Source organism: Streptomyces sp. SDT5-1 (assembly GCF_052245995.1).
In the GTDB taxonomy this organism is placed as follows: Bacteria; Actinomycetota; Actinomycetes; order Streptomycetales; family Streptomycetaceae; genus Streptomyces.
This window is the reverse complement of sequence record NZ_CM125963.1, coordinates 2948281-2974543: the sequence shown is the minus strand read 5'-3', so window position 1 is coordinate 2974543 and position 26263 is coordinate 2948281. Positions and strand designations below refer to the sequence as shown.

Genomic DNA, 26263 nt, shown 5'->3' with positions numbered 1-26263 from the left:
CGCGGAGCGGCCTCCCCGCTCCCACCGCGCCCTTCCGGATCGTTACTAGAACTGGTATCAGTTCTGAAACACCGTCAGAATTGTCGTGCGTGAGGATGCCGGCCATGACCGAGCTCTTGGAATACGGACAGCTGTTCATAGGCGGGGAGTTGACCGACCCGCTCGGCAAGGAGGTCATCGACGTCGTCTCGCCGCACACCGGCGAGGTCTTCGGCCGGGTGCCGCACGCCGCGCCCGCCGACGTCGACCGCGCCGTGGCCGTCGCCCGCCGCGCCTTCGAGGACGGGCCCTGGCCCCGCATGAGCCTCGACGAGCGCATCGAGGTGATCACGAGGATCAAGGACGCGTTCGCGGCCCGGCACGAGGAGATCGCCCGCGTCATCAGCAGCGAGAACGGCACCCCGTACACCTCCGGGATCATGGTGCAGGCGCTCGCCGCGATGATGGTCTGGGACTCCGCGATCAACGTCGCCAGGAACTTCACGTACGAGGAGACGCGCGACGGCGCCCTCGGCAAGCTGCTCGTCCGCCGTGAACCCGTCGGCGTCGTCGCGGCCGTCGTGCCGTGGAACGTCCCGCAGTTCACCGCCGCGGCAAAGCTCGCGCCCGCGCTGCTCGCCGGGAACCCGGTGATCCTCAAGACCTCGCCCGAGACGCCGCTCGACGCGTATCTGCTCGCCGAGATCGCGACCGAGGCGGGACTCCCGGAGGGCGTGCTCTCCATCCTTCCCGCAGACCGCGAGGTCAGCGAGTACCTCGTCGGGCACCCCGGCATCGACAAGGTCTCCTTCACCGGTTCCGTGCCGGCGGGCAAGCGCGTCATGGAGGTCGCGGCGCGCAACCTCACCCGCGTCACCCTCGAACTCGGCGGCAAGTCAGCCGCCGTGATCCTGGAGGACGCCGACGCCACGGCCGCCGTCTCCGGCATCGTCCCGTTCGCGTGGATGATCAACGGGCAGGCCTGTGTGGCGCAGACCCGGATCCTCGTGCCGCGCTCGCGCTACGACGAGTTCGCCGACGCGTTCGCGGGGGCGGCCTCCGCGCTCAAGGTCGGCGACCCGCTCGACCCGACGACCGAGGTCGGCCCGCTCGTCGCGCGGCGCCAGCAGCAGCGCTCCCTCGACTACATCCGCATCGGCCAGGACGAGGGCGCCAAGATCCTCACGGGCGGCGGCGTCCCGAAGGGCTTCGAGCGGGGCTGGTACGTCGAGCCGACGCTCTTCGGCGACGTCGACAACTCCATGCGGATCGCCCGCGAGGAGATCTTCGGCCCGGTCATCTGCCTGCTCCCGTACGGGGACGAGGCCGAGGCCGTGAAGATCGCGAACGACTCCGACTACGGGCTGTCCGGCAGCGTGTGGACGTCCGACACCGCGCACGGCGTCGACATCGCGCGGCAGGTGCGCACGGGGACGTACAGCGTGAACACGTTCAGCCTCGACATGCTCGGGCCGTTCGGCGGCTACAAGAACTCCGGTCTCGGGCGGGAGTTCGGGCCCGAGGGGTACGGGGAGTACTTCGAGCACAAGATGATCCACCTGCCCGCGGGGTACGAGCCGGAGGCGAGCTGAGCATGGGTGACCGGTGGCATGTGGAGGTCGACCGGAGCGTGTGCATCGGCTCCGCGATGTGCGTGAACACGGCGCCGGACGGATTCCGCCTCGACAGCGCGCGGCAGTCGCACCCGGTGGAACCGGACGGCGACGCGAACGAGCGGGTGCTCGCGGCGGCGGAGGGCTGCCCCGTGGAGGCGATCACGCTCACGCTGGTGGACACGGGGGAGGTCGTCTTTCCCCCGGAGGACTGAATCGCGGCCTGCACCGGTGTCACGGCCGCGGGGCTCCGCCCCGGACCCCGCTGCTCAATCGCCGCAGGGGCTCGAAATGCCGACCGCGATCGGCGGCGATTGAGCACATCGAGCCCCGCCGGCGATTGAGGCGCGGGGTCCGGGGCCGAGCCCCGGGAGCGCAACCGCAGGGCGGGTCACGGCTGACGGGGAGACGACAGATCGATCAGACGGCACACCATCTCGATGTCGATTTTGACCTGAGCGATGGAGGCGCGGCCCGAGAGCCAGGTGATGAGCGCGGAGTGCCATGTGTGCTCGATGACCCGTACCGCCGAGAGCTGCTCCGGCGTCGGGTCGTCGAGCTCCATCGCGTCGAGGATGATCGCCGTGGTCTGCCGGGACACCTGGTCGACCTCGGGGCTCACGCTCCGGTCCGCGAAGGTCAGCGCCCGCACCATCGCGTCCGCGAGGTGCGGCTCGCGCTGGAGTGCGCGGAAGGCCCGCATCAGCGTCTCGGCCACCCGCTCCGCCTGGGTGTCACCAGCCGGCGGCCGCTTGCGGACCGTGGTGTGCATGTGCTGGAGCTGGTCCTGCATGGTCGCGACCAGGAGGTGCACCTTGCTCGGGAAGTAGCGGTACAGCGTGCCGAGCGCGACCTGGGACGACTCGGCGACCTCCCGCATCTGCACCGCGTCGAACCCGCCGCGCGCCGCGAGCTGCGCGCTGGCGTGCAGGATCCGGCGCCGCCTGGCCTCCTGACGCTCGGTGAGCGCGGGGGTCGGACGGGTGGTGGTTCTCGGGTCCGGAGCTGTCATCAGAAGGCTTTCCGTGTCCCGTGGAGCCCGCCGTGGCGTGAATCACCTGATCCACCCCTTACGGCCTGGCTACCAGCCGGTAGATTCGATGCTCTTGAACGATCAAGTCTGAAACTTGTTCTAGATTAGCGTCCCACGTAGTGTCCACGGGCAAGCAGGAAGAAGGGTGGCCTGGAGTGACCGCGGAGTCCTTGCGTATCGCTCTCCTCACGTACAAAGGCAACCCGTTCTGCGGTGGTCAGGGGGTGTACGTCCGTCACCTCTCGCGCGAGCTGGTCCGGCTCGGGCACCGCGTCGAGGTGATCGGCGCGCAGCCGTACCCCGTGCTCGACGAGGGCGAGGGCCTGGCGGGTCTCTCGCTCACCGAGCTGCCGAGCCTCGACCTGTACCGCAGCCCCGACCCCTTTCGTACACCCAAGCGCGACGAGTACCGCGACTGGGTCGACGCGCTGGAGGTCGGCACGATGTGGACCGGCGGCTTTCCCGAGCCGCTGACGTTCTCGCTGCGCGCCCGCCGCCATCTGCGCGCCAGACGCGGCGAGTTCGACGTCGTGCACGACAACCAGACCCTCGGCTACGGCCTGTTGGGCGACATCGGTGCCCCGCTCGTCACCACCATCCACCACCCGATCACCGTGGACCGGCAGCTGGAGCTCGACGCGGCCGAGAACTGGCAGCAGCGGATGTCCAAGCGCCGCTGGTACGCGTTCACGCGCATGCAGAAGCGCGTCGCGCGCCGCCTGCCGTCCGTGGTCACCGTCTCCGGCACCTCGCGCGACGAGATCGTCCAGCACCTGGGCGTGCGCCCCGGCCGGATCAACGTCGTGCACATCGGCGCCGACACCGACCTGTTCTCGCCGAATCCGGCCGTGCCGGAGGTGCCGGGCCGGATCGTGACGACCTCGAGCGCCGACGTGCCGCTCAAGGGGCTCGTGTACCTCGTCGAGGCGCTCGCCAAGGTGCGCGCCGAGCAGCCCGACGCGCACCTCGTCGTCGTCGGCAAGCGGCCCGAGGAGGGCCCGGTCGCGCAGGCGATGCAGCGGTACGGGCTCGAGGGCGCCGTCGAGTTCGTCAAGGGCATCAGCGACCAGGAGCTCGTCGACCTCGTCCGCTCGGCGCAGGTCGCCTGCGTGCCTTCGCTGTACGAGGGGTTCTCGCTGCCCGCCGCCGAGGCCATGGCCACCGGCACCCCGCTCGTCGCCACCACCGGCGGGGCCATCCCCGAGGTCGCGGGCCGCGACGGCGAGACCTGCCTGTCCGTGCCGACCGGCGACGCGGGCGCGCTCGCCCAGGCGCTCGGCCGGCTGCTCGGCGACCGCGAGCTGCGCGCCCGGCTCGGCGCGCAGGGCCGCGCCCGGGTCCTCGAACGCTTCACGTGGGCCCGCGCCGCGCAGGGCACCGCCGAGCTCTACCGCGAGGCGATGGGGGCCGCGCCGCGGCCGGCCGGACCCCTCGCACGCACCGAAGTTGTCACCGAAACCCCCCAGGAAAGCAGGGCCACGTGCTGACCGTCGACTTCACCCGTTTCCCGCTCGCCGCGGGCGACCGCGTCCTCGATCTCGGGTGCGGGGCCGGACGGCACGCGTTCGAGTGCTACCGGCGCGGGGCGCAGGTCGTCGCCCTCGACCAGAACGCCGAGGAGATCGCCGAGGTCGCCAAGTGGTTCGCCGCGATGAAGGAGGCGGGGGAGGCCCCGGCCGGCGCGACCGCCACCGCCATGGAGGGTGACGCGCTCCAACTGCCGTTCCCCGACGAGTCGTTCGACGTCGTCATCATCAGCGAGGTCATGGAGCACATCCCCGACGACAAGGGAGTGCTCGCCGAGATGGTGCGCGTCCTGAAGCCGGGCGGCCGGATAGCGGTCACGGTGCCGCGCTACGGGCCCGAGAAGGTGTGCTGGGCGCTGTCCGACGAGTATCACGAGGTCGAGGGCGGGCACATCCGCATCTACAAGGCCGACGAGCTGCTCGGCAAGATGCGCGAGGCCGGGCTCAAGCCGTACGGCACACACCACGCGCACGCGCTGCACGCCCCGTACTGGTGGCTCAAGTGCGCGTTCGGCGTCGACAACGACAAGGCGCTGCCGGTGCGTGCGTACCACAAGCTCCTTGTCTGGGACATCATGAAGAAGCCCGCCCTCACGCGGGTCGCCGAAGGGCTCCTCAACCCCGTCGTCGGCAAGAGCTTCGTCGCGTACGCCACGAAGCCGCACCTGCCGAAGGCCGACGGGGCCGCTGCGTGAGCAGCCCCGAGCGGACCGAACTCCTCGTCCTGCCCGGTGTCCTGACGGAGGACCAGGCCGCGCGGACGGTCGCAGGGATCCTCGGCATCCAGCGCCCCGACGGCGCCATACCGTGGTTCCGCGGGCACCACCTCGACCCGTGGGACCACACCGAGGCCGCCATGGCGCTCGACGTCGCGGGCGAGCACGACGCCGCGGAGCGCGCGTACGCGTGGCTGGCCAGGAACCAGAACGAGGACGGCTCCTGGTGCGCCGCCTACCGCGACGGCGATCCGGACGACGTGACGGACCGCGGCCGCGAGTCCAACTTCGTCGCGTACATCGCCGTCGGCGTCTGGCACCACTACCTGTCCACCGGCGACGACGCCTTCCTCGACCGGATGTGGCCCGCCGTGTGCGCGGCGACGGAGTTCGTGCTCCGGCTCCAGCAGCCCGGCGGCCAGATCGGCTGGAAGCGCGAGGCGGACGGCACGCCGGTCAACGACGCGCTGCTCACCGGCAGTTCGTCGATCCACCACGCCCTGCGCTGCGCGCTCGCCATCGCCGAGCAGCGCGAAGAGCCGCAGCCCGACTGGGAGTTGGCGCTCGGCGCGCTCGGCCACGCCATCCGCAGCCACCCCGAGCGGTTCCTCGACAAGAACCGCTACTCGATGGACTGGTACTACCCGGTGCTCGGCGGCGCGCTGCGCGGGCCCGCGGCGAAGGCCCGCATCCAGGAGTCCTGGGACACGTTCGTCGTGCCGGGGCTCGGAGTGCGCTGCGTCGACCCCAATCCGTGGGTGACGGGCGGCGAGAGCGCCGAACTCGCCCTCGCGCTCTGGGCGATGGGCGAGTCCGACTGGGCGCTCACGATCCTCCAGGACATCCAGCACCTGCGGGACCCGGAGACGGGCCTGTACTGGACGGGCTACGTCTTCGACGACCAGGCGATCTGGCCGGAGGAGCTGACCACGTGGACCGCGGGTTCGGTGCTCCTCGCCGTGGCGGCCCTCGGAGGCGACGAGGCCACCTGCTCCGTCTTCGGCGGCCAGGACCTCCCGACGGGCGTCGAGCCGGACTGCTGCTAGACCGCTAGTAGCGGCGCAGGCGGTTGGCGACGGCGTGGCCGACGAAGAGGTAGACCACGGCGGCCAGGCCGTACCCGGCGACCACGCGGGCCCAGCCCTCGTCGAACGTGAACAGGTCGTGCGACCAGGCGGCCAGCCAGGCCGAGACGTCGTGGACGAACTGGACCAGGTCGTTGCCCCGGTTGGCGTCCAGGAGGTACATCAGGATCCACAGGCCCAGGATCAGGGCGAGTGCATCGGCGACGATCGCCACGATCCGGGCGGCCTCGTTGGTCCCTCGGTAATGCCGATTCGCAGACATACCCCTCCGGTTTTCCCCGCGGGGGGCGATGAAACCCGTACGGGCTCGCCCGGGTGGCGCACCGCGCGCCGCCGGGTAACGCTGCCACCAGTGCCAACTCCAGCCCCGGAGGTATGCGGTGGTAACCCGGTCCCCCCTGTCCGTACGACGTCTGCTCACGGCACTCCTGCTGTGCGGCGCGTTGCTCGCGGGCGGCACCGCGTGCGGTTCCGACAGCGACTCGACGGCGGACACCACGAAGGCGTCGGCGAGCGCCACCACGAAGGCCGAGAAGCAGAAGTTCGCCAAGACCCGCTTCGCGGCGAACGCCGGGCTCGCGGCGGGCGCCACCTACCAGTGGATCGTGAAGCCGTACCGGGCGGGCAAGTTCAAGGCGGGCGCGGACGGCCGCAAGTTCGCGCTGATCAAGGCGGGCCTCGCGGGCGCGTTCACGTACAACAGGTTGAACGCCGCCGTGAAGAACGCCAAGGGCGACCCGACGCTGTCGAAGGCGGTCGGGCCGCTGTCCGCCGGCATCGCGTCCCTGAAGGGCCTGTCGACCAAGCTCCGCAAGGGCGAGGGCCTCGGCGACGTGACGTCCTCCTTCGACGACGTCATCAGCGGCGTCAAGGACGCGGGCAAGAGCGCGGGCGCCGAGGTGACGAACAAGGTGCCGTCGGCCTCCCAGCTCACCAAGGGCTCGTAGCCGCCTACGAGTTCAACTCCGCCAGGACGCGCATCGTGTGCGGGTCGGGGGAGAGGACCAGCAGGTCCGTCACCGGCCCCTTGCGCCACAGCTCCAGGCGCTCCGCGATCCGTTCGCGCGGACCGACGAGCGAGATCTCGTCGGCGAACGCGTCCGGCACCGCGAGCACCGCCTCCTCCCTGCGCCCCTCGGCGAACAGCTCCTGGATGCGCCGGGCCTCGGCCTCGTACCCCATGCGTGCCATCAGGTCGGCGTGGAAGTTGCGGGTCGCGTGGCCCATGCCGCCGATGTAGAAGCCGAGCATCGCCTTCACGGGCAGCAGCCCCTCGGCGACGTCGTCGCAGACCTTCGCGCGGGCCATGGGTGCGATGGTGAAGCCCTCGGGCAGGTCGGTGAGCGACGCCTCGTACACGTCGGTGCGCGTCGGCGACCAGTACAGCGGCAGCCAGCCGTCCGCGATCCGCGTGGTCTGCGCGATGTTCTTGGGCCCCTCGGCGCCCAGGAGGATCGGCAGGTCGGAGCGCAGCGGGTGCGTGATCGGCTTCAGGGCCTTGCCGAGGCCCGTGCCGTCCTCGCCCCGGTACGGATGCTGGTGGAAGCGCCCCGCCACCTCGACGGGCCCCTCGCGCCGCAGCACCTGCCGTACGACGTCGACGTACTCGCGGGTGGCCGTGAGCGGCGAGCGGGGGAACGGGCGCCCGTACCAGCCCTCGACGACCTGCGGCCCGGAGAGGCCCAGGCCGAGCAGCATCCGGCCGCCCGACAGATGGTCGAGGGTCAGCGCGTGCATCGCCGTCGTCGTGGGGGAGCGGGCCGCCATCTGCGCGATCGCCGTGCCGAGCCGGATCCGCGAGGTGTGCGCGGCGAACCAGGTGAGCGGGGTGAAAGCGTCACTGCCCCAGGACTCCGCCGTCCACACCGAGTCGTACCCCAACTCCTCGGCGTCCCGCACGAGTCGCAGATGGTCCGGGTCGGGGCCGCGTCCCCAGTAGCCGAGTGCGATTCCGAGCCGCATGCGCGCCCCCAGTATCTGATGGGCCGTCAGTTGTCCGTGGAGCGCGACTGTACGCGAAAGGCCCCTCGCCCGGAAGACGGGCGAGGGGCCTTGATCCCCGTGCGGTGGGTCAGCCGCGCTGGATCCCGCTCGTGTCCTGGAGCACGCCGCGGCGGCCGTCCTGGGTCTGCGCGACGAGGCCGGGGCCCCGCTGCTCGACCGCCAGGTACCAGGTGCCGGGCGCCAGCTCGGCGACCTGCGCCTGCGAACCGTCCTCCGCGTACAGCGGACGCGGCACCGGCACCGCGAACCAGAACGGGGAGAAGTCCGCGGCCGGCTGCGCGGCGGCCTGCGGCGCCGGAGCACCCTGCTGCTGCGGCTGGCCGCCGTACGGCTGCTGCTGACCGGGACCCGGCTGCTGCGCCCCGTAGGGCTGCTGGCCGGGGCCGCCGGGCTGCTGCTGGGCGCCGGGGTAGCCGTACCCCTGCGGCTGGCCCCCGTACGGCTGCGGCTGCTGCGGGCGCGGGGCGCCGAGCAGGGCGCCCTTCAGCGCCGGAACCAGCGGCGTCGCGATCGCGGCGACGGCCATGATCAGCGTGGCGACCAGGGCGAGGATGAGGCCGATGCCGGGGCTCACGCTGTTGGAGGAGCTGCCGCCGCCGTTGTCGGCGCCGCCCAGCGGGTCGAAGATGTTGCCGAGCGCGGCCCACGCCGCCAGCACCGTGGCCGCGACGCCGAACTGGCCGAGGTCGATGCCCGCCACCTTGCGCGGCTGCGGCATACCGCGGCTGATCACGATGAGTACCGCGCCGATGATGCCCGCGAGCACCACACTCATGAGAACAGGGCCGCTCTCCCAGGAGTTCGGGAACTCGACGCTGTCGGGCGCCCCGTCGACGGAGTAGATATCGAGGAACGAGGCGATCAACAGCAACACCGCTGCTCCGATCACCACGCCGTCGCCTCGAGTGAGGGAGCGGATATTCACTTCAAGTCCTTCGTCAGTCGTCCGGTCATCGGTGGAGGCGGCGCAAAGCGCAGGGGTGGCCCCACATCGTACGGAGGACACTATCGCCCGGGTCCGGGGAGTGTCTGCCGAGATCCACAGGGTGACATTTACCCGCCGAGGAAACTCGCGATTCCCTCGGAGATGCCCCGCGCCGCCTTCTGACGCCACGCGCCCGATGTCAGTCGCTCGGCGTCCTGCGAGTCCCGCATGTTGCCACACTCGATGAAGACCTTAGGAACCCGGGAAAGGTTGAGTCCTCCCAGGTCACTGCGGGTGTCGAGGCCGGTTCCTCCGCCGATGTAGTTCGACGGCGGCTGGCCCGTCGCCTTCACGTAGAGGCCCGCGATGCGCTCGCCGAGGTCGCGTGACGGCTTGACGATCGGGGTGGTGTCGGCGGCTCCCGCGCGTACGGATGCGGGAAGGATCACATGGAAGCCGCGGTTGCCCTGGCCCGAGCCGTCCGCGTGCACGGAGACGACCGCGTCGGCCTTGGCCGTGTTGCCGATCTTGGCGCGTTCGTCGACGCAGGGGCCCCAGGCGCGGTCGCCGTTCTGCGTCAGCTCGACCGTCGCGCCCTGCTTCTCGAGGATCGTCCGCATGCGGCGGGCGACGTCGAGGGTGAACCGCGCCTCGGTGTATCCGGCGTTCGTCGACGTGCCGGTGGTGTCGCACTCCTTCGAGCCGTTGCCCACGTTCACCGACTTGTTGATGTCGGCGGTGTGCCGGAAGTTGCCCGGGTTGTGACCAGGGTCGATGACGACGACCTTGCCGCGCAGCGGGCCCGCGCCGCCGGCGGGTTTCGCGGGTGCCTTGCCCGTCTTCGAGGGTGAGGCGGAGGCGGACTTCTCCTTCTGCGTCGCGCCCGACGTCGAAGGCGCCGGGCTCGACGGCCTCTCGGAGGAGGGCGAGGCCGTCGACGACTGGCCGGGCGCGGGCAGCACCTTCGGCGGCTCGCTGTCCCCGGGGCCGCTCACGACCTGCCACACGAGCCACGCCGCGAGCGCCGTGGGCACGAGGGCGGCGAAGGTGACGAGCACGGGGCGCCCGCCGAAGCGGCGCTGCCTCGCCCCGTCACGGCCGTCCCAGCCGTCGGGGTCGAAGCCATGGGGGTCCGGACCTGCGTACGACACGTTTCCGACCTTAACCGCGCGCTCAGATCCCCGCGCCCGTTCGACGCAGGACGCGCAGCGAGTCGTGCTCCGAGACCTCGGTGAACGCGCCGGACGCGAGAGCCCGCTGGTACACGCGGTACGGCGCCTGTCCCGTCCACTCGTCGTGCTTCACCGGGAAGACGTCGTGGATGAGGAGGAGCCCGCCGTCGGCGACGTGCGGGGCCCAGCCCTCGTAGTCGGCGGTGGCGTGCTCGTCGGTGTGCCCGCCGTCGATGAAGACCAGGCCGAGCTCCCCGCCCCACACCTTCGCGACCTGCGGCGATGTGCCGACGAGCGCCACCACGTGGTCCTCCAGGCCCGCCGCGTGCAGCGTGCGACGGAACGTCGGGAGCGTGTCCATGCGGCCGACGACCGGGTCGACGGTCTCCGGGTCGTGGAAGTCCCAGCCGGGCTGCTGCTCCTCGCTGCCCCGGTGGTGGTCGACCGTGAGCGCGGTGACCCCGGCGGCGCGGGCGGCGTCGGCGAGCAGGATCGTCGAGCGCCCGCAGTACGTGCCGACCTCCAGGAGCGGGAGGCCGAGCGCCGCCGCCTCGACGGCGGCGGCGTACAGCGCGAGCCCCTCACCGAGCGGCATGAATCCCTTGGCCGCCTCGAAGGCGGCGAGGACGTCGGCGGCGGGGCGGGCGCTTGTGGTGGTCATGCCGACCATGCTGCCGTACGCCGCCGAGCGCCCGCTCAGCAGCCCTGCCAGAGCCGCGTCATGACCCGCACCCCGAACCGCAGCCCCTCCAGCGGCACCCGCTCGTCCACGCCGTGGAAGAGCCGCCCGTAGTCCAGGTCGGCCGGCAGCTTCAGGCCCTTGAAGCCGAAGCAGCGCACACCCAGCTTGGTGAACGCCTTGGCGTCCGTGCCGCCCGGGTTGCAGTACGGGACCGGGTGTCCGTCCGGGTCCTCGGCGCGCACCGCCTCGCACATGGCGTCGACGAGCGGCCCGTCGAACGTCGTCTCCATCGCGATGTCGTGGTTGACCCACTCGCGGGAGACGGACGGCAGGAGCAGCGCGTCGATCGCGTCGATCAGTTCCTGCTCGTGACCGGGCAGGAAGCGGCCGTCGACACGGGCCGTCGCCTTTCCGGGGATCACGTTGGTCTGGTAGCCGGCCGTGAACATGGTGGGGTTCGCGGAGTTGCGGAGCACCACCTGCATGAAGTCCGCGACATGCCCCAGCTTGGCCAGCTCGGCGTCCAGGTCATCGGCGTCGAAGTCGATGTCGACGCCCTGGAGGTCGGCGGCCTTCTGGAGCAGGGCCCGTACGGGCTCGATGAGACGGACGGGGAACGTGTGGCGGCCGATGCGGGTCAGGGACTCGGCGAGGTCGGTGACCGCGTTCTCGTCGTTGGGCGACGAGCCGTGGCCCGCGCGTCCGTTCGCCGTCAGCTCCATCCACGCCATGCCGCGCTGCGCGTTCTCGATCGGGTAGAGGCGCCGGGTGTCGTCGAGCGCGTACGAGAATCCGCCGCCCTCGCCGATCGCCTCGGTGACGCCCTCGAAGAGGTCGGGGCGGTGCTCGACGAGCCAGTGCGCGCCGAACCTGCCGCCCGCCTCCTCGTCGGCGAGGAACGCGAGGACGAGGTCGCGCGACGGCTTCGTGCCCGTGCGCGCGAAGTGGCGGGCGGTGGCCAGCATCACGGCCACCGTGTCCTTCATGTCGATCGCGCCGCGGCCCCACAGATAGCCGTCGCGGATCTCGCCGGAGAACGGTGGGACCTGCCACTCGGCGGCGTCGGCCGGGACGACGTCGAGGTGGCCGTGGACGAGGAGGGCGCCGCGGGTGCGGTCGGCGCCCTCGATGCGGGCGATGACGCTGGCCCGGCCGGGCGCGCTCTCCACGAACTCGGACGCGATGCCCACCTCGGCCAACTTGCCTTCGACCCAGCGGGCGCAGTCCCGCTCGTCGCTGGTCGGGTTGGAGGTGTCGAAGCGGATCAGCTCGGCGCAGAGCTCGACGACCTCGCGCTGCGCTTCTTCGGTGGCCAGGGTGGTCATGCCGCTCCTACGGGGGTCTGCTCGGCCGCGCCGGGGAGGGTGTCCTCGTCGTCGGCCAGGGTGGTGGTGCCGTACGTCCTGATCCAGCCGAGGAGGCCGAGCACGGTGTAGAGGACGAACGCGGTGGCGAGGGAGTTCAGGGCCGGGATGCCGCCGTCGTAGAACTTGCCGACGCAGAAGGCGACGGCCCAGATCACGAGGGACATCGGCACCCAGGTCGGTGAGGTCGAGGGCAGCGTGCCCGCCTCGCGGGTCTCGTCGAGCGGCCTGCGCATCCTGCGGACCACCCAGTACTCGGCGACGACGATGCCGCCGATGGGCGGGATGGCCACGCCGAGCACCGAGAGGAACTCGGTGAAGTGGGTCATGATGCCGACCGCCGAGAGGGCGGTGCCCGCGACGCCGAGGGCGATGGTGACGGCGCCGCGGTGCAGGCGCTTCTTGAAGACGACCTGGAAGAAGTTGACGACGCCGAGCGAGGAGCCGTACAGGTTCCAGTCGTTGATCTTCGCGGTCGACATCAGGACGACGAGGACGCCGAAGACGCCGGACGTGGAGAGCACGATCTGCGAGACCTGGTCGCTCTTGACCATGTGGCCGAGGAGCACGCCGGTCAGGCCGACGATGTACTCGGAGAGGACCATCGAGGATGCCGTCTGCAGGAAGACGTGGCTGCCCTTCTTGTTGTAGCGGGTCATCTCGGGGGCGACGATCGCGCCGGTCATGTAGCCGCCCGCGATGGCGGTCGCGGCGACCGACAGCGGGATGGCCTGGCCGGGCGCGGGGGAGCTGATCAGGTCGCCGACGGAGTGGTCGGAGAGCGCGTCGATCACCGACCAGGCGACCATCGCGAAGAACAGCGGCGTCACGATCTTCGCGAAGATCGCCATGTAGCGGAAGCCGAAGATCACGAGGACCGTGATGGCGAGGCCCGCGGCGACGCACCACAGCCACGACGGGCCGCCGACCAGCGACGAGACGCTGTCGCCGAAGATCGTGTTCTGCACACCGAACCAGCCGACCAGGCTGACCGCGATGATGAAGCTGACGAGGGCCGAACCGTTGCGCCCGAAGCCGACCCAGCGGGTCAGCAGCGGCGTCGCGAGCCCCTCGCGCATGCCTGCCATGCCGATGAGGAAGATGACGACTTCGAGGATCACGGCGCCCAGCGTGAACGCGAGGAACGCGTCGCCGAACGTCATGCCGACGCCGATCGTGGCGCCCAGCGTGAACTGGGAGATGGACCCGGACTGGGCGAGCCACTGGAGCAGCATCGTCCAGAAACCGAGCCGCTTGTCCTTGGGGACTCTGGACAGCGCGTAGTCGTCGCTGCCCACGCTCTTCTTGGTGGTGGCCATGGCTTACGACTCCGTGGGTGCGTTGCCGAGGGTCTGCAGGTGGGCGAGTGAGCCGTAGCGGCTCACGAGGGCGTCGAACTCCTCGGCGTCGTGGAAGTCGAGGCGGCCGCCGCCGAAGGCCTTCGCGGTCTCGACGGCGAACCGGGCCGCGGCCGCGATGTCCGTCTCGTGGCTGGCGCCGGTCTGGCAGCCGGGGACCGCCGCGGCCGAGGTGACCGCGAGGCCGACGACCGGGGCGGCGGTCGCCGTGGCCGGCTGCAGGATCGAATTGATGTGATGTGCACCGTTACCGTACGGCGTGATGTCCTGCGTGGTCACGGGGTACGTGACCAACGGCTCACCGGTGACGACGGCGAGCAGCTCGCCCAGCTCCTCGCTCACCCGCAGCACCCACCCCTCCTTGACGGTGGGGGACAGGGCGAGGCCCTTGTGGTTGATGATGCGGTTGCCCTTGGTGGTGTCGATGGAGAGCACGGCCTCCATGTCGTCCGTGACCTCGTGCCGGTTCATCGTGGCGATGTCGACCGGCGAGTCCATGAACGGGACCGGGTCGTGCGGCGCGGTCGGCGCGTCCGGGCACACGTGCGTCGCGACGACGACGTCGCCGTCCAGCACGTCGCCGCGGCGGCGCATGTCGAGGAGCTTGGCGGCGGTGGAGAGCGCGGCGGCGGCGCCGTCCGCGTCGGAGACCAGGCCGGTCATCTCGGGCCTGGCGCCGACCCCGCCGAGCCGCCCGACGACGCCGAGCGTGCGGGCGCTGCCCCCACGGCCGCGGCCCTTGGCGCCGGGGATCCGGACGAGCACGAAGTCGGTCGACCCGCGCCCGCCCTCCACGGTGGTGACCTCGGCGCCGGAACCCTCGGGCCCCGCGAACGAGTCGAGCCAGGCGACGGCGCGCTTGCCGTCGACGTCGGGGTCGTCGAGGAGATCGACGACATCGAGGACGTACTTCAACATGCGGGGCATCTCCCTACCGGACTGAACTGCGCGCGACCGCGCCTGGTGCTGACAGCAGATTCGGGATCCGATAGCGTTGTCGGCAAGTCTTTCCCGTTATTTGCAATACAGGTCTGGATGGTGAGATGGCGTGCCGGAGATCCCGCTCGACCGCAAGACCCCGGCCGGCGCGCTGCAGACCGTCGACCGGGCCCTGCTCGTGCTGCTCGCGTTCGAGCGGACGCGGCCCGACTGGGGCGTGACGGAGGTCGCCGCCGAGTTCGGCTGGGACACCTCGGTCGCGCAGCGACTGCTCTCGACGCTGGCCGGGCGTGGCTTCCTGGTCTCCGACCCGGTGACGCGGCGCTACCGGATCGGGCCCGCCGTGCTCCGCCTCGGCCGCCTGTGGGAGCGCTCGGGCTCGCTCGAACTCCTCGCCGGGCCGGTCCTCGAGGAGCTGCGGGCGGCCACCGGCGACACGGTCCTGTTCTGCCTGCCCGACAGCTTCCACATGCGCTGCGTCGCGGCCGTCGAGGGCGAGGAGGGGCCGCTGCGCTACTACCCGCTGGTCGGCGAGCTGTACCCGGCGCACGCGGGCGCCACCAGCAAGTCGTACTACGCGTTCCTGCCCGACGAGCAGCGTCACCGGCTGTTCCGCGGCCGCCCCATGGCCCGCTTCACCGAGCGCACGGTGACCGACGCGGACGAGCTGGAGCGGGAGTTCCTCGCCGTGCGCGCCCAGGGGTACGCGTGGACGGTCGGCGAGTACGACGCCGGGATCGGCACCGTCGCCGTCCCCGTCTTCCTCGGCCGCGAGCCCTACGGGAGCCTCAGCCTCGGCGCCGCGAAGGAACGCTTCCCCGACGGGCCCGACGACCGCCTCGACGTGCTGCGCAAGGCGGCCCACCTCCTGGAGCAGCGCCTGACGCATCCGCCGCAGCGCACGCGCCGCGCCCGCACCACCGACTGACGTACCCGCACCACCCGTTGAACGGAGCCACCCGCCCATGAATCTGCTGCTGCTCTCCAACTCCACCCAGTACGGACAGGGTTACCTGGAGCACGCCCTCGACGTCGTCACCGGCTTCCTCCCGGCGAACGCCCGGCTCGCGTTCGTGCCGTACGCGCTCGCCGACCACGACGCGTACACGGCGCGGGTGCGCGGGGCGCTTCAGGGCGCGGGGATCGAGGTGCGCGGCGTCCACGAGGGCGACGACCCGCCGGCCGAACTCGCGGCGGCGGACGCGGTGTTCATCGGCGGCGGCAACTCGTTCCGGCTGCTGAGTGCGCTCTACCGCACGGGCCTGCGGGACGCGGTGACGAAGGCGGTGCGCGGCGGCCTGCCGTACATGGGTGCCAGCGCGGGCACCAACATGGCGGCGCCCACGCTCCGTACGACCAATGACATGCCGATCGTGCAGCCGCCGTCCTTCGAGACGCTGGGCCTGGTCCCGTTCCAGATCAACCCGCACTACCTGGACCCCGACCCGTCCTCCACGCACAAGGGCGAGACCCGCGAGCAGCGTCTCACCGAGTTCCTGGAGGAGAACGACGTGCCGGTGCTCGGCCTGCGGGAGGGCTCGTGGCTGCGGGTCGCGGGCGAGCGCGCCTCGGTCGAGGGCGCCCACCCGGCCCGGCTGTTCCGGCGCGGAGCCGCGCCCGAGGAGCTGGCGGCGGGCTCCGACGTGTCCGAACTCCTGGCGACGCGGCCGGAGTTCGACGCGTAGGTCCTACGGGAGTTCCGGCAGGGCCAGCCACTCCTGCCACGTGAGGTCGCGGCCCACCAGGCGGGGCCGCTCGAACGGCCAGCCGACGGCGATCCACTCGGGGACCAGCGCGTCGAGGGCGCGCTCGTCGGCGCCGCCCGCCAGCTCGTCCACGACCCACCAGGAGATCTCGGCGTCGGCGCCGACGCGCTCGGGCGGATCGATGTAGACGCAGCCGAGGAGCGCCGACTCGTCCTCGTTCAGGAGGGCGTAGTTGAACGACTCGTGGGCCGCGATCTCCTTCTCGTGCCGCAGCAGGTCGACGCGGTCCGCCTCGTACGTCATGGTCTCGGCGGGCCAGCCCCACGCCGGGCCGAAGATCTCCCACAGGCGCTCGCGGGAGCCCATCACGGCGGGATAGTCGATGGCGGTGTCGGACTCCCGGATCGGCCGCAGATGCAGGTCCGTTCCGGGTACGGGTATGTGGACGGGGTGGACGAAGTCGTCGGGCAGCCAGCTCATGAGGCGCGAGACTACTGGCGCCGGGGGCCGGGGCACACCGATTAAAAGCGGAGGGGCCCGGCCCGCCCCGGGCCCCCGTACCGCTTCCTCCGGACCTCTATCGCACCGACTCGGCCAGCGCCTCAAGGGCCAGGTCGACCCGCACCGGTCGGTCCTCGCCGTGGTGGGTGGCGGCCGAGGCGCGCGGGGCGTGGCCGCCGGCCGTCGCCGCGAGGACGTACGAGCCGCCCGCCGGGACGTCGAGGGCGTACTGGCCGTCGGTGTCCGTGAGGGCGGCGCCCGCCTGGCGGCCGCGGCGGTCGATCAGGGTGACCTTGGCGCGCGCCACCGGCAGGCCCGCCGGGTCGAGGACCCGGCCGTGGAACCGGGCGGCGAGCGCCTCCTCGACGCGTTCGAGGACCGCGTCCTCCTCGCTGCTCGCGCGGAGCTGGACGGTGGGCGCGCTGCGCTTCGGCAGGCCGACCGCGAGCAGCACGCCGACCGCGACGGCGGCCGTGGCGATGAGGAACGAGACGCGGAAGCCGTGCATCGTCGGGATCGCGACACCTCCCACGTTGTTCGCCGTGTTGGCGAGCACCATGCCGATGACGGCGGAGGACACCGACGTGCCGATGGAGCGCATCAGCGTGTTGAGGCCGTTGGCCGCGCCCGTCTCCGAGGGGTCGACCGCGCCGATGATCAGGGCGGGCAGCGAGGAGTAGGCGAGGCCGATGCCCGCGCCGACCAGGACCGAGATGACGATGGTCTGCCAGGCGGCGCTCATCAGGCCGAGGCCCGCGCCGTAGCCGATCGCGATGATCAGCAGGCCGAGCAGCAGCGTGATCTTCGGGCCGAACTTCGCCGACAGGCGGGCGTAGACCGGAGCCGTCAGCATCATCGTCAGGCCGAGCGGCGCCACGCACAGGCCCGCGACGACCATCGACTGGCCGAGGCCGTAGCCCGTCGCCTTCGGGAGCTGGAGCAGCTGGGGCAGGACGAGGGAGATCGCGTAGAAGGCGACACCGACCATGATCGAGGCCAGGTTGGTGAGCAGCACCTCGCGGCGGGCCGTCGTGCGCAGGTCGACGAGCGGCGCCTTCAGGCGCAGTTCCATCACGCCCCACAGGACGAGGACGACGAGCGCGGCGGCGAACAGGCCGAGGGTCGTGCCGGAACCCCAGCCCCAGTCGCTGCCCTTGGTGATCGGCAGCAGGAAGAGGACGAGTCCGGCGGAGAGGCCGAGGGCGCCCGCGATGTCGAAGCTGCCCTCGGCGCGCAGCGGGCTCTCGGGGACGACGGCGAGCGTGAGGACGATCGCGACGACGCCGAGCCCGGCGGCGCCGAAGAACAGCGCGTGCCAGTTCGCGTGCTGGGCGACGAGCGCGGCGGCCGGCAGCGCGAGGCCGCCGCCGACGCCGATGGAGGAGGACATCAGGGCCATCGCCGAGCCGAGCTTCTCGCGCGGCAGCATGTCCCGCATCAGGCCGATGCCGAGCGGGATGGCGCCCATGGCGAAGCCCTGGAGCGCGCGGCCGACGATCATCACGAGGAGGTTGTCGGTGAAACCGCAGATCAGGGAGCCGATCACCATGATGGCGAGGCTGGTGAGGAGCATGCGGCGCTTGCCGGCGAGGTCGCCGAGGCGGCCCATGATGGGGGTCGCGACGGCGCCCGCGAGCAGGGTCGCGGTCATGACCCAGGTGGCGTTGGAGGGGGCGGTGTTCAGCAGCTCGGGCAGGTCCTTGATCACCGGCACGAGCAGCGTCTGCATGACGGCCACCGTGATGCCGGCGAAGGCGAGGACGGGGACGACGCCGCCTGACGGGCGGGCTTGAGTCGTCGGCTGGGACATGAAGGAAGGCCTCCGGAAGGCGGTCTCGGTCCACATGTGGGACGACGGCGAGCGCGCGCCACCGGGTCGGGGCGCGCGCTGTGCGGTCGGTCTGCGGGCAGGTTGTGTGTATGTCGAACCGGTCGCCCGGGGCTGCTATTCCGACGGTCGTCGTACGAGCGGAATTCTTTACCTCGTCATTACAAGGCGCCTCCGGGGGCGACCGGCCCCACGTTTTCTGACTCCATGTCAGATGTGCTCTTCCGGTCTACTGGAACGTGTTCTACCGTGCGCCGCATGGGCATCGCCATCACGCAGGAACAGCGGGAACTCGCGGACGCCGTGCGCGGCTGGATCGCGCGCGCCGTACCGCCCGACGAGGTGCGCAAACTGCTCGACGGGGCCGGCGACCTCCCGGCCCGCCCCGGCTACTGGGACGGCGCCGCCGGGCAGGGCCTCCTCGGGGTGCACCTCCCCGAGTCGTACGGCGGCGGGGGCGGGACCCTGCTCGACCTCGCGGTCGTCGTGGAGGAGGCGGGCCGCGCGGCGCTCCCCGGACCCTTCCTCGGCAGCGTGCTCGCCGCCGACGTGCTGCGCCGCGCGGGACAGCGGGACCTCGCCCGCGCCATCGCCGAGGGGGAGCGGATCGGCGCCGTCGCGTTCGGGCCCGGCGGGCTCAGCGCCGTCGCGGGCCCCGACGGGCTCGTGCTCGACGGCGCCGCGCCGCCCGTCCTCACCGCGGCCGACGCCGACCTCCTGCTGCTCGCGGCGGAGAGCGCCGACGGCGTCGTGTGGTGCGCCGCCGACGCCGACACACCGGGCCTCACCGTCCGCGCCCACGAGAGCGGCGACCCGACCCGGCCCACCGCCGAGGTCACCGCGTCCGGCGCCGTGGTGCCCGCCGACCGGATCCTCGCCGTCGACGGCACCCTCGTCCGCGACCTCGCCGGCGTCCTGCTCGCCGCCGACGCCTGCGGCACCGCCGCCTGGGCCCTGCACGCCGCAGCCGAACACGCCAAGGTTCGCGAACAGTTCGGCCGGCCCATCGGACAGTTCCAGGGCGTCAAGCACCTCTGCGCCGACATGCTGATCCGCGTCGAACAGGCGGCGGCGCTGGTCTGGGACGCGGCGCGCGGCCTCGACGAGGACTGCGGGGCGGACGTGCGCGGGCTCGTCGCCGCGCTCGCCGCGGGGACCGCGCTGGACGCCGCGTACTCCTGCGCCAAGGACTGCGTCCAGGTGCTCGGCGGCATCGGCTTCACCTGGGAGCACGACGCCCACCTCTATCTGCGCCGCGCCGTCGTCGCCCGCCAGCTCCTCGGCGCGGGGGACGCGCACCGGCTGCGCGCCGTGCGGCTCGCCGAATCGGGGGCCCGCCGCGAACTGCGGTTCACGCTCCCCGCCGAGGCGGAAGGACACCGGGGCGCGGCCCGCGCGGTGATCGAGGCGGCGCGCGGCCTCGACCCGAAGGCGGCCCGCCGCGCGCTCGCGCCCACCGGGTACGCGGCCCCGCACCTCCCCACGCCGTACGGGCTCGGCGCCGGTCCCGTCCAACAGCTGGCGGTGCAGCAGGAGTTGAAGGCGGCCGGGGTAAGGCTCAGCGACCTCGGCATCGCCACCTGGGTCGTCCCCTCCCTCATCTCGTACGGCACCCAGGAGCAGCGCGACCGGTACCTCCCGGCGACCCTGCGCGGCGAGACGCTGTGGTGCCAGCTGTTCTCCGAACCCGGTGCCGGATCCGACCTCGCCTCGCTGCGCACGCGGGCCGAGCGGATGCCCGACGGGCGGTGGCGGATCAACGGGCAGAAGGTGTGGACGAGCGCCGCGCAATGGGCGGACCACGGCATCCTCCTCGCCCGGACGAACCCGGACGCCCCGAAGCACAAGGGCCTCACCTACTTCGTCGTCGACATGAAGCACACGGACGGCATCGACATCCGGCCGCTCCGCGAGATCACCGGCGACTCCCTCTTCAACGAGGTGTACTTCGACGACGTGCTGCTCCCCGCGGACGCCGTGGTCGGCGAGGTCGACGACGGCTGGCGGGTCGCCCGGCACACGCTCGGCAACGAACGCGTCCACATGGCCGACCAGTTGACCTTCGACACCGGCCTCGAGGCGCTGCTCGCGCGGGCCGCCGAGCTGGACGGGGCGTACCGGGCGCGGATCGGCGCCCTCGCGGCGGAGGCGCACGCGCTGGGGTGCATCGGGCTCCGTACGACCATGCAGCAGGTCGAGGGCGTGGAGCCGGGAGCGGGGGCCTCCGTCCGGAAGCTGGTGCAGACCCCGCACCAGCAGAAGGTCGCGGAGCTGGCCCTCGAACTCCTCGGCCCGGCGGGCGCGCTTCGGGAGGGGGCGGGGGAGCGTGCGCTGCACGGGTTCCTGCTGTCGCGCTGCCTGACCATCGCGGGCGGCACGACACAGGTGCAGCTCAACGTGGTGGCGGAACGCATCCTGGGCCTGCCGCGCGACTGAGGAGGAAGTGCGGCGACAAGGGGCGCGGGGAACTGCGCGCGCAACCACGGGCGACCGCTCGCGGCGACGACCCGGCCACCTGTGGCCGCCCCCGTAGCCTCACCCCGTGGAACTGAAACACCTCACCGGCTTCGTGGCCGTCGCAGAGGAGCTGCACTTCGGGCGCGCCGCGGAGCGCCTGCACGTGGCCCAGTCGCCGCTCAGCCAGCAGATCAAGCTGCTCGAACGGGACCTGGGGGTCAAGCTGTTCGACCGCACGACCCGCAGCGTCCGGCTCACCCCCGCGGGGCAGGCGCTCGTCGAGCCCGCGCGGAAACTGCTCGCGGACGCGTCCGCCGTGCGCAGGACCGTGCGGGCCGCCCACCTGGGCGAGGTGGGACGGGTGTCCGTGGGATTCGCGGGCGCCAGCAGCTACGCCGCGCTGCCGCTCCTCACCCGGGCCGTGACCTCCCGGTTGCCCGGCATCGAGCTGGTCCTGGAGGGCCAGACGTACAGCGGCGAGGCGCTGCGCCGGATCACCGACGGCACCCTCGACCTCGGCTTCGTCGCGCTGCCCGTGCGGCGCGGCGTCACCGCCCGCGTCGTGCGCAGCGAACGCCTCGTCCTCGCCCTGCCCGACAGCCACCCGCTCGCCGACCGCGCCGAGGTGCCCGTGCGCGCGCTCGCCGACGAGCCCATCGTCACGTTCCCGCGCTCCCGCGAGTCGGCCGTGCGCGACGCGATGGCGCAGGCCTGCCACGACGCCGGTTTCGCGCCCCGGATCGCGCAGGAGGCCCCGGACTCGTACAACATGCTGGCGCTCGTCGGCGCGGGGGTCGGCGTCGCGGTCGTCGTCGAGTCGGCGCGCAACATCCACCTCGAACACGTCGTGTTCCGGCCGCTCGCCGGGGAGGAGGTGCCGGTGCTGCCGATCGCGCTCGGTTGGCGCACCGGCAACCCGTCGGCGGCGCTCCAGGCGGTGCTGCGGGTCGCGGAGGAGGTGCTGCCCACGCCGGAGGCCGACGCCTGATTGTGTGCGATCGCAGCACAATCGGCCCCGGCATTGGTCTTGGACAGCGCCTAATGGGGCGGTGCAGAGTGATCCACGTCTCGCGACGGAGCGTGCACGGGCCGCGCAGCGCGCGCCGTACGGGCGGGACCCGCCGCACCGAGAGGACGCTCGCATGCCGCAGGACGCCCCCGCGCAGCCCACCGCCACCGATCCCGGCGCCCCGGACCCCGCGCTCGCCAAGGACGCCCGCCGCGCCGGAGTCACCGCGTTCGTCGGCACCACCATCGAGTGGTTCGACTTCTACATCTACGGATCGGCGTCCGCGCTGGTCCTCGGCAAGATCTTCTTCGCCGACGCCTCGCCGGCCGTCGGCACGCTCGCCGCGTTCGCCACGTTCTGGGTCGGCTTCCTCGCCCGCCCGCTCGGCGGGCTGATCTTCGGGCACTTCGGTGACCGGTACGGCCGCAAGAAGGCCCTGATCACCACGCTCACCATGATGGGCGGCGCCACGTTCTGTGTCGGCCTGCTGCCCGGCTACGACAGGATCGGGGCGGCCGCGCCGATCCTGCTGGTGCTGCTCCGCATGATCCAGGGCGTCGCGATGGGCGGCGAATGGGGCGGGGCGGTGCTCATCGCGACCGAGTACGCGCCGCCGAAGCGGAAGCTGCTCTACGGGGCGTTCGCCCAGCAGGGCTCGCCGGTCGGCAACCTTCTCGCCACGCTCGCCTTCCTCGGCATCGCCCAACTCCCGGACGACGCCTTCGAGTCGTGGGGGTGGCGGGTGCCGTTCCTGTTCTCGGCGGTGCTCGTGGCGGTCGGTCTCTTCATCCGGCTGAAGCTCGCGGAGACGCCGGAGATGCGGGCGGCGCTCGCCCGCGACAAGCCGGTCAAGCTGCCCATCAAGACGGTGCTCGGCCGGTACCCGCTGCTGGTCTTCCTCGGCGTGCTCGCGGGCACCGCAGGCGTCGCCATCACCTACGTGAAGACGACGTTCGCTCTGTCCTGGGCCACGTCCGACCTGGGATTCGACCGGTCGACGTTCCTCACCGTCATCTCGCTGGCCCTCGTGGTGCAGGTGGTGGTGCAGCCGTTCGGGGCGGTGCTGGCGAGCAAGTGGCCGGTGCGGAAGGCGGTGCTGTGGATGCTGATTCCCGAATTCGTGGTGCTGCCGCTGATGTTCGTCCTCGTCGGGACGGGGAACTTCTGGCTGGCCGTCCTCGGCATGGGACTCGCCACGTTCCCGCACGCGATGTACTACGCAGCGCTCGCGGGCATCCTCGCACGCGTCTTCCCGGTGGAGGTCCGGTACACCGGCATGTCGCTGTCGTACCAGCTGTGCACGACGCTCTTCGCCGGCACGGCGCCGATCGTCTCCCAGTACCTCTTGACGTCGTTCGCCTCGATCTGGCCGGTCGTCGCACTCGGCCTGGCGTACACGGCGATCACGCTGGCGGGCGTGCTGCCCCTGCTCACCCGCACCGATTCCCCTCCGCCCACCCGTGCTTGACGCCTCGGGGCGACCGACCCACACCTGGAGACCACGTGAACTACGCCGACCGGGACCCCGCGCTGCGGGCCGCCCTCGACCGTGTCCTCAGCCACGAGGACCGCGCCCGGATCGAACCCCACCTCGCCGAACTCGGAGAGCTCGCCGCAGGGGAGCTCGACCGGTACGCCGCCGTCGCCGACGCCAACCCGCCCCGCCTCGTCCCGTACGCGCCGGACGGCACCCGTATCGACGAGGTCGACTTCCACCCCGCCCACGACCGCGCCGCCGCCCTCGCCTACGAACGGTTCGGCCTCGCCGCGATGTCGCACAGGCCCGGCGTCCTCGGCTGGCCGACGAAGGTCCCGCACACCGTCAAATACGCCCTGTCGTACCTCTACGTACAGTCCGAGTTCGGCATGGCCTGCCCGCTCTCCATGACCGACTCCGCCGCCCGCATCCTGCGCCTCTTCGACCCCGACCGCTACGCCGCCGAGATCGCCGCGCTCTCCTCCACCGACCCCGAACTCCGTGCCACCGGCGCGATGTTCATGACGGAGAAGCAGGGCGGCACCGACGTAGGGCTGACCGAGACCGTCGCCACCGAGCACGGCGACCACTGGACCCTCACCGGCAAGAAGTGGTTCGCCTCGAACCCGTCCGCCGACGTGATCCTCACGCTCGCCCGCGTGCCGGGACAGGGCGAGGGCACTCGCGGCCTCGGCATGTTCCTCGTGCCCCGGCTGCGCCCCGACGGCACCCGCAACGCCCTCCGCATCGACCGCCTCAAGGACAAGCTCGGCTCCCGCTCCATCGCCAGCGGCGAGGTGACCTTGGAAGAGGCGTACGCGACGCCCGTCGGTCAACTCACCAACGGCTTCCGGCAGATGGCCGAGATGCTCAACGTCTCCCGCCTCTCCAACGCCATGCGCGCCACCGCCCTGATGCGCCGCGCCGTCCGCGAATCCGTCGACCACACCCGCGTACGGAACGTCTTCGGCAAGCCCCTCTTCGACCAGCCGCTGATGCGGGCCACCCTGCTGCCGATGATCCTCGACACGGAGGCCGCGCTGCACCTCGTCCTTGAAGCCGCCGCCCGCCTCACCGCGGCCGACGACGGTGACGCCGACGCCCGCGCCCTCGTCCGCGTCCTCACCCCCCTCGCCAAGCACACCCTGTGCAAGCGCGCCCGCACCGTCACAGGCGAGGCCATGGAGATCCGCGGCGGCAACGGCTACATCGAGGACTGGGTCAACCCGCGCCTCGTACGCGACGCCCACCTCGGCTCCATCTGGGAGGGCTCATCGAACGTCATCGCCCTCGACGTCCTGCGCTGCATGCGCCGCCAGAACGCCCACACCACCCTCGCCGACACCTACGGCGACCGCCCGGAGACCGCGGACAGGTGGGCACGCCTGCGCAAGAAGGGCGACGAGATCCTTCAACTCCCGGACGAGGAACAGGAGATGAGGATCGGACGGTACGCCGACGAACTCACGCGTGCCGTCATGGAGACCCTCCTGTACGACCAGGCCGAGCACGACGCCCGCACCCGCGACGACGGCCGCGCCCTCCTCGTCGCCCGCACGTACACCGCGCTCGCCGACGACCCGGACGCCCTGCCCCGCCCCGCCCTCGACCACTTCGCCGCGCTCGCCGACGGCGGCCCGGTCCCGCTCCCCGCACTCCAGGAGGCCCACCGTGTCTGACAGCGCGCCGCTCGCCGGCATGAAGGTCGTCGACCTGTCGAAGATCCTCGCGGGCCCGTACGTCACCATGTCCCTCGCCGACCTCGGCGCCGACGTCGTCAAGGTCGAGCACCCCGACGGCGGCGACCCCACCCGCTCCTGGGGCCCGCCCTTCAACGGCCCCGATGCCACCTACTACCTCGCCGCCAACCGCAACAAGCGCTCCGTCGCCCTCGACCTCAAGTCGGAGGCCGGGCAGGAGGCCGTGCACCGGATGCTCGCCGACGCGGACGTCATGGTGGAGAACTTCCGCCCCGGCTCCTCCCTCGCCCGCCTCTTCGACTACGAGGAGCTGAGCGCCCGCTACCCGCGCCTCGTCATCCTGCACATCTCCGCCTTCGGCGACACGGGCCCGCTGCGCGACGAACCCGGCTACGACATGGTGGCGCAGGCGAGCGCCGGACTGATGTCACTGACCGGCGAACCGGACGGGCCCCCGGTCAAGGCCGGTTACGCGATGGGCGACCTCGGCGCGGCCCTCTTCGGCCTGATCGGCGTCAACGCGGCCCTCGTCGAGCGCGAGCGCACCGGCCGCGGCCAGTACGTCACGACCTCCCTCTACGAGTCCCAGCTCGCCCTGCACATCAACTGGGCGACCGGCTACTTCGCCACGGGGGAGCGGCCGGGCCGCCTCGGCTCGGGCCACCCCAGCCTCGTCCCGTACCAGGCGTACCGGGCCGCCGACGGGCACTTCGTGATCGCGGTCGGCAACGACGCGCTGTTCCGCCGCCTCGTCACCGCGCTCGGCCACCCGGAGTGGGCGGAAGACGAGCGCTTCGCGACGAACAGGGACCGGGTGACCCACCGCACCACCCTGAACACCAAACTGGAGGCGGTCCTCGTCGACGAGCCGGTGGCCCACTGGGAGGCCCTGCTCAAGCCCCTCGGCGTCCCCGTCACGCCCATCCGCACTCTCGACGAGGTCTACGCCTGCCCGCAGACGGCGGCTCTCGGCATGGTGCAGAAGGTCGACCACCCGGACGTAGGAGCGCTGGAGCAGGTGGCGTTCCCCGTCACGTTCCGCGGCACACGCCCTGCGGTGCGCACTGCGCCACCGACGCTGGGCGAGCACAGCAGGGAGGTGCTCACCGAACTCGGCTACACGACCACCGAGATCGACGCACTCCTCTCCCCCTGAGGGCCTTCCGTTCACCGCCCTGTCCTGCCACCA

The 26263-nt window shown here is 71.9% G+C and carries 24 protein-coding genes; 13 read left to right on the top strand and 11 right to left on the bottom strand.

From position 1 onward, the window contains the following. Nucleotides 1-104 precede the first annotated feature (104 nt). Both ACTWJ8_RS13915 and ACTWJ8_RS13910 read left to right on the top strand, forming a co-directional pair. The gene (locus ACTWJ8_RS13915) at nt 105-1571 is read left to right on the top strand and encodes an aldehyde dehydrogenase (protein WP_356377540.1); all 1467 of its coding nucleotides are present in this window, start codon (nt 105-107) and stop codon (nt 1569-1571) included. Nucleotides 1572-1573: 2 nt separating this feature from the next. After that, nucleotides 1574-1807: a ferredoxin gene (locus ACTWJ8_RS13910; protein ID WP_356377543.1), complete on the top strand. Its 234-nt coding sequence runs from the start codon at nt 1574-1576 to the stop codon at nt 1805-1807. Between the two features lie 176 nt (nt 1808-1983). Here ACTWJ8_RS13910 and ACTWJ8_RS13905 read toward each other — a convergent pair whose 3' ends face one another. After that, on the bottom strand, nt 1984-2604 hold the full coding sequence (locus tag ACTWJ8_RS13905) for a TetR family transcriptional regulator (protein ID WP_356377546.1): 621 nt from the start codon (nt 2602-2604) through the stop codon (nt 1984-1986). A gap of 176 nt (nt 2605-2780) precedes the next feature. Between ACTWJ8_RS13905 and ACTWJ8_RS13900 the strand changes: the two genes are divergently transcribed. From ACTWJ8_RS13900 to ACTWJ8_RS13890, 3 genes are read left to right on the top strand one after another with little or no spacing between them, the layout of a single operon-like run. Next, nucleotides 2781-4112 (top strand): glycosyltransferase family 4 protein, encoded by a 1332-nt coding sequence (locus tag ACTWJ8_RS13900; RefSeq protein WP_356377549.1) that lies wholly within the window; start codon nt 2781-2783, stop codon nt 4110-4112. After that, nucleotides 4106-4846: a class I SAM-dependent methyltransferase gene (locus ACTWJ8_RS13895; RefSeq protein ID WP_356377552.1), complete on the top strand. Its 741-nt coding sequence runs from the start codon at nt 4106-4108 to the stop codon at nt 4844-4846. The genes ACTWJ8_RS13900 and ACTWJ8_RS13895 overlap by 7 nt, the downstream gene beginning before the upstream one ends. Continuing rightward, on the top strand, nt 4843-5913 hold the full coding sequence (locus tag ACTWJ8_RS13890) for a prenyltransferase (RefSeq protein ID WP_443263983.1): 1071 nt from the start codon (nt 4843-4845) through the stop codon (nt 5911-5913). Before ACTWJ8_RS13895 ends, ACTWJ8_RS13890 begins: the two co-directional genes overlap by 4 nt. Before the next feature lie 4 nt (nt 5914-5917). On the opposite strand, the gene ACTWJ8_RS13885 is transcribed toward ACTWJ8_RS13890, so the two are convergent. Next, complete coding sequence (locus tag ACTWJ8_RS13885) at nt 5918-6214, bottom strand: hypothetical protein (RefSeq protein WP_356377558.1); 297 nt, start codon at nt 6212-6214, stop codon at nt 5918-5920. A 118-nt stretch (nt 6215-6332) separates the two neighbouring features. Here ACTWJ8_RS13885 and ACTWJ8_RS13880 point away from each other — a divergent pair, with 118 nt between their 5' ends. Further along, nucleotides 6333-6899 carry a hypothetical protein gene (locus ACTWJ8_RS13880; RefSeq protein ID WP_443263982.1) on the top strand — a complete coding sequence of 189 codons (567 nt, stop codon included), beginning with the start codon at nt 6333-6335 and terminating at the stop codon, nt 6897-6899. 4 nt (nt 6900-6903) lie between these two features. On the opposite strand, the gene ACTWJ8_RS13875 is transcribed toward ACTWJ8_RS13880, so the two are convergent. The 7 genes from ACTWJ8_RS13875 to ACTWJ8_RS13845 form a co-directional block, all read right to left on the bottom strand. Beyond that, nucleotides 6904-7914 (bottom strand): LLM class F420-dependent oxidoreductase, encoded by a 1011-nt coding sequence (locus tag ACTWJ8_RS13875; protein WP_356377564.1) that lies wholly within the window; start codon nt 7912-7914, stop codon nt 6904-6906. Between the two features lie 109 nt (nt 7915-8023). Beyond that, nucleotides 8024-8881 carry a hypothetical protein gene (locus ACTWJ8_RS13870; protein ID WP_356377567.1) on the bottom strand — a complete coding sequence of 286 codons (858 nt, stop codon included), beginning with the start codon at nt 8879-8881 and terminating at the stop codon, nt 8024-8026. 128 nt (nt 8882-9009) lie between these two features. Next, on the bottom strand, nt 9010-10032 hold the full coding sequence (locus ACTWJ8_RS13865; RefSeq protein ID WP_443263981.1) for an N-acetylmuramoyl-L-alanine amidase: 1023 nt from the start codon (nt 10030-10032) through the stop codon (nt 9010-9012). Between the two features lie 22 nt (nt 10033-10054). Continuing rightward, nucleotides 10055-10723: a class I SAM-dependent methyltransferase gene (locus ACTWJ8_RS13860; RefSeq protein WP_443263980.1), complete on the bottom strand. Its 669-nt coding sequence runs from the start codon at nt 10721-10723 to the stop codon at nt 10055-10057. 26 nt (nt 10724-10749) lie between these two features. Beyond that, nucleotides 10750-12060 (bottom strand): M20/M25/M40 family metallo-hydrolase, encoded by a 1311-nt coding sequence (locus tag ACTWJ8_RS13855; protein WP_443263979.1) that lies wholly within the window; start codon nt 12058-12060, stop codon nt 10750-10752. Then, on the bottom strand, nt 12057-13418 hold the full coding sequence (locus ACTWJ8_RS13850; protein WP_443263978.1) for a cytosine permease: 1362 nt from the start codon (nt 13416-13418) through the stop codon (nt 12057-12059). Before ACTWJ8_RS13850 ends, ACTWJ8_RS13855 begins: the two co-directional genes overlap by 4 nt. Before the next feature lie 3 nt (nt 13419-13421). Beyond that, nucleotides 13422-14375, bottom strand: coding sequence for a DUF1177 domain-containing protein (locus ACTWJ8_RS13845; protein ID WP_443263977.1), 954 nt, complete (start codon nt 14373-14375; stop codon nt 13422-13424). A 130-nt stretch (nt 14376-14505) separates the two neighbouring features. Between ACTWJ8_RS13845 and ACTWJ8_RS13840 the strand changes: the two genes are divergently transcribed. Both ACTWJ8_RS13840 and pepE read left to right on the top strand, forming a co-directional pair. Beyond that, a complete protein-coding gene (locus ACTWJ8_RS13840; protein WP_356377582.1) occupies nt 14506-15324 on the top strand; it encodes an IclR family transcriptional regulator in 819 nt (272 codons plus the stop codon). Nucleotides 15325-15361: 37 nt separating this feature from the next. Next, nucleotides 15362-16081: a dipeptidase PepE gene (gene pepE, locus ACTWJ8_RS13835; RefSeq protein WP_356377585.1), complete on the top strand. Its 720-nt coding sequence runs from the start codon at nt 15362-15364 to the stop codon at nt 16079-16081. A 3-nt stretch (nt 16082-16084) separates the two neighbouring features. On the opposite strand, the gene ACTWJ8_RS13830 is transcribed toward pepE, so the two are convergent. Together ACTWJ8_RS13830 and ACTWJ8_RS13825 are read right to left on the bottom strand one after the other, a co-directional pair. Beyond that, entirely contained in the window at nt 16085-16582 is a 498-nt protein-coding gene (locus ACTWJ8_RS13830; RefSeq protein ID WP_443263976.1) for a GNAT family N-acetyltransferase, read from the bottom strand. Nucleotides 16583-16679: 97 nt separating this feature from the next. Continuing rightward, a complete protein-coding gene (locus tag ACTWJ8_RS13825) occupies nt 16680-18413 on the bottom strand; it encodes an MFS transporter (protein WP_356377591.1) in 1734 nt (577 codons plus the stop codon). Between the two features lie 276 nt (nt 18414-18689). On the opposite strand from ACTWJ8_RS13825, the gene ACTWJ8_RS13820 reads away from it, so the two are divergent. The 5 genes from ACTWJ8_RS13820 (at nt 18690) to ACTWJ8_RS13800 (ending at nt 26230) form a co-directional block, all read left to right on the top strand. Further along, complete coding sequence (locus ACTWJ8_RS13820) at nt 18690-20867, top strand: acyl-CoA dehydrogenase (RefSeq protein WP_443263975.1); 2178 nt, start codon at nt 18690-18692, stop codon at nt 20865-20867. A 106-nt stretch (nt 20868-20973) separates the two neighbouring features. After that, a complete protein-coding gene (locus ACTWJ8_RS13815; RefSeq protein ID WP_356377597.1) occupies nt 20974-21876 on the top strand; it encodes a LysR family transcriptional regulator in 903 nt (300 codons plus the stop codon). 154 nt (nt 21877-22030) lie between these two features. Further along, nucleotides 22031-23365: an MFS transporter gene (locus tag ACTWJ8_RS13810; RefSeq protein WP_443263974.1), complete on the top strand. Its 1335-nt coding sequence runs from the start codon at nt 22031-22033 to the stop codon at nt 23363-23365. 35 nt (nt 23366-23400) lie between these two features. Further along, nucleotides 23401-25053: an acyl-CoA dehydrogenase family protein gene (locus ACTWJ8_RS13805; protein WP_443263973.1), complete on the top strand. Its 1653-nt coding sequence runs from the start codon at nt 23401-23403 to the stop codon at nt 25051-25053. Beyond that, entirely contained in the window at nt 25046-26230 is a 1185-nt protein-coding gene (locus tag ACTWJ8_RS13800) for a CaiB/BaiF CoA transferase family protein (RefSeq protein WP_443263972.1), read from the top strand. The genes ACTWJ8_RS13805 and ACTWJ8_RS13800 overlap by 8 nt, the downstream gene beginning before the upstream one ends. Nucleotides 26231-26263: the final 33 nt, after the last annotated feature.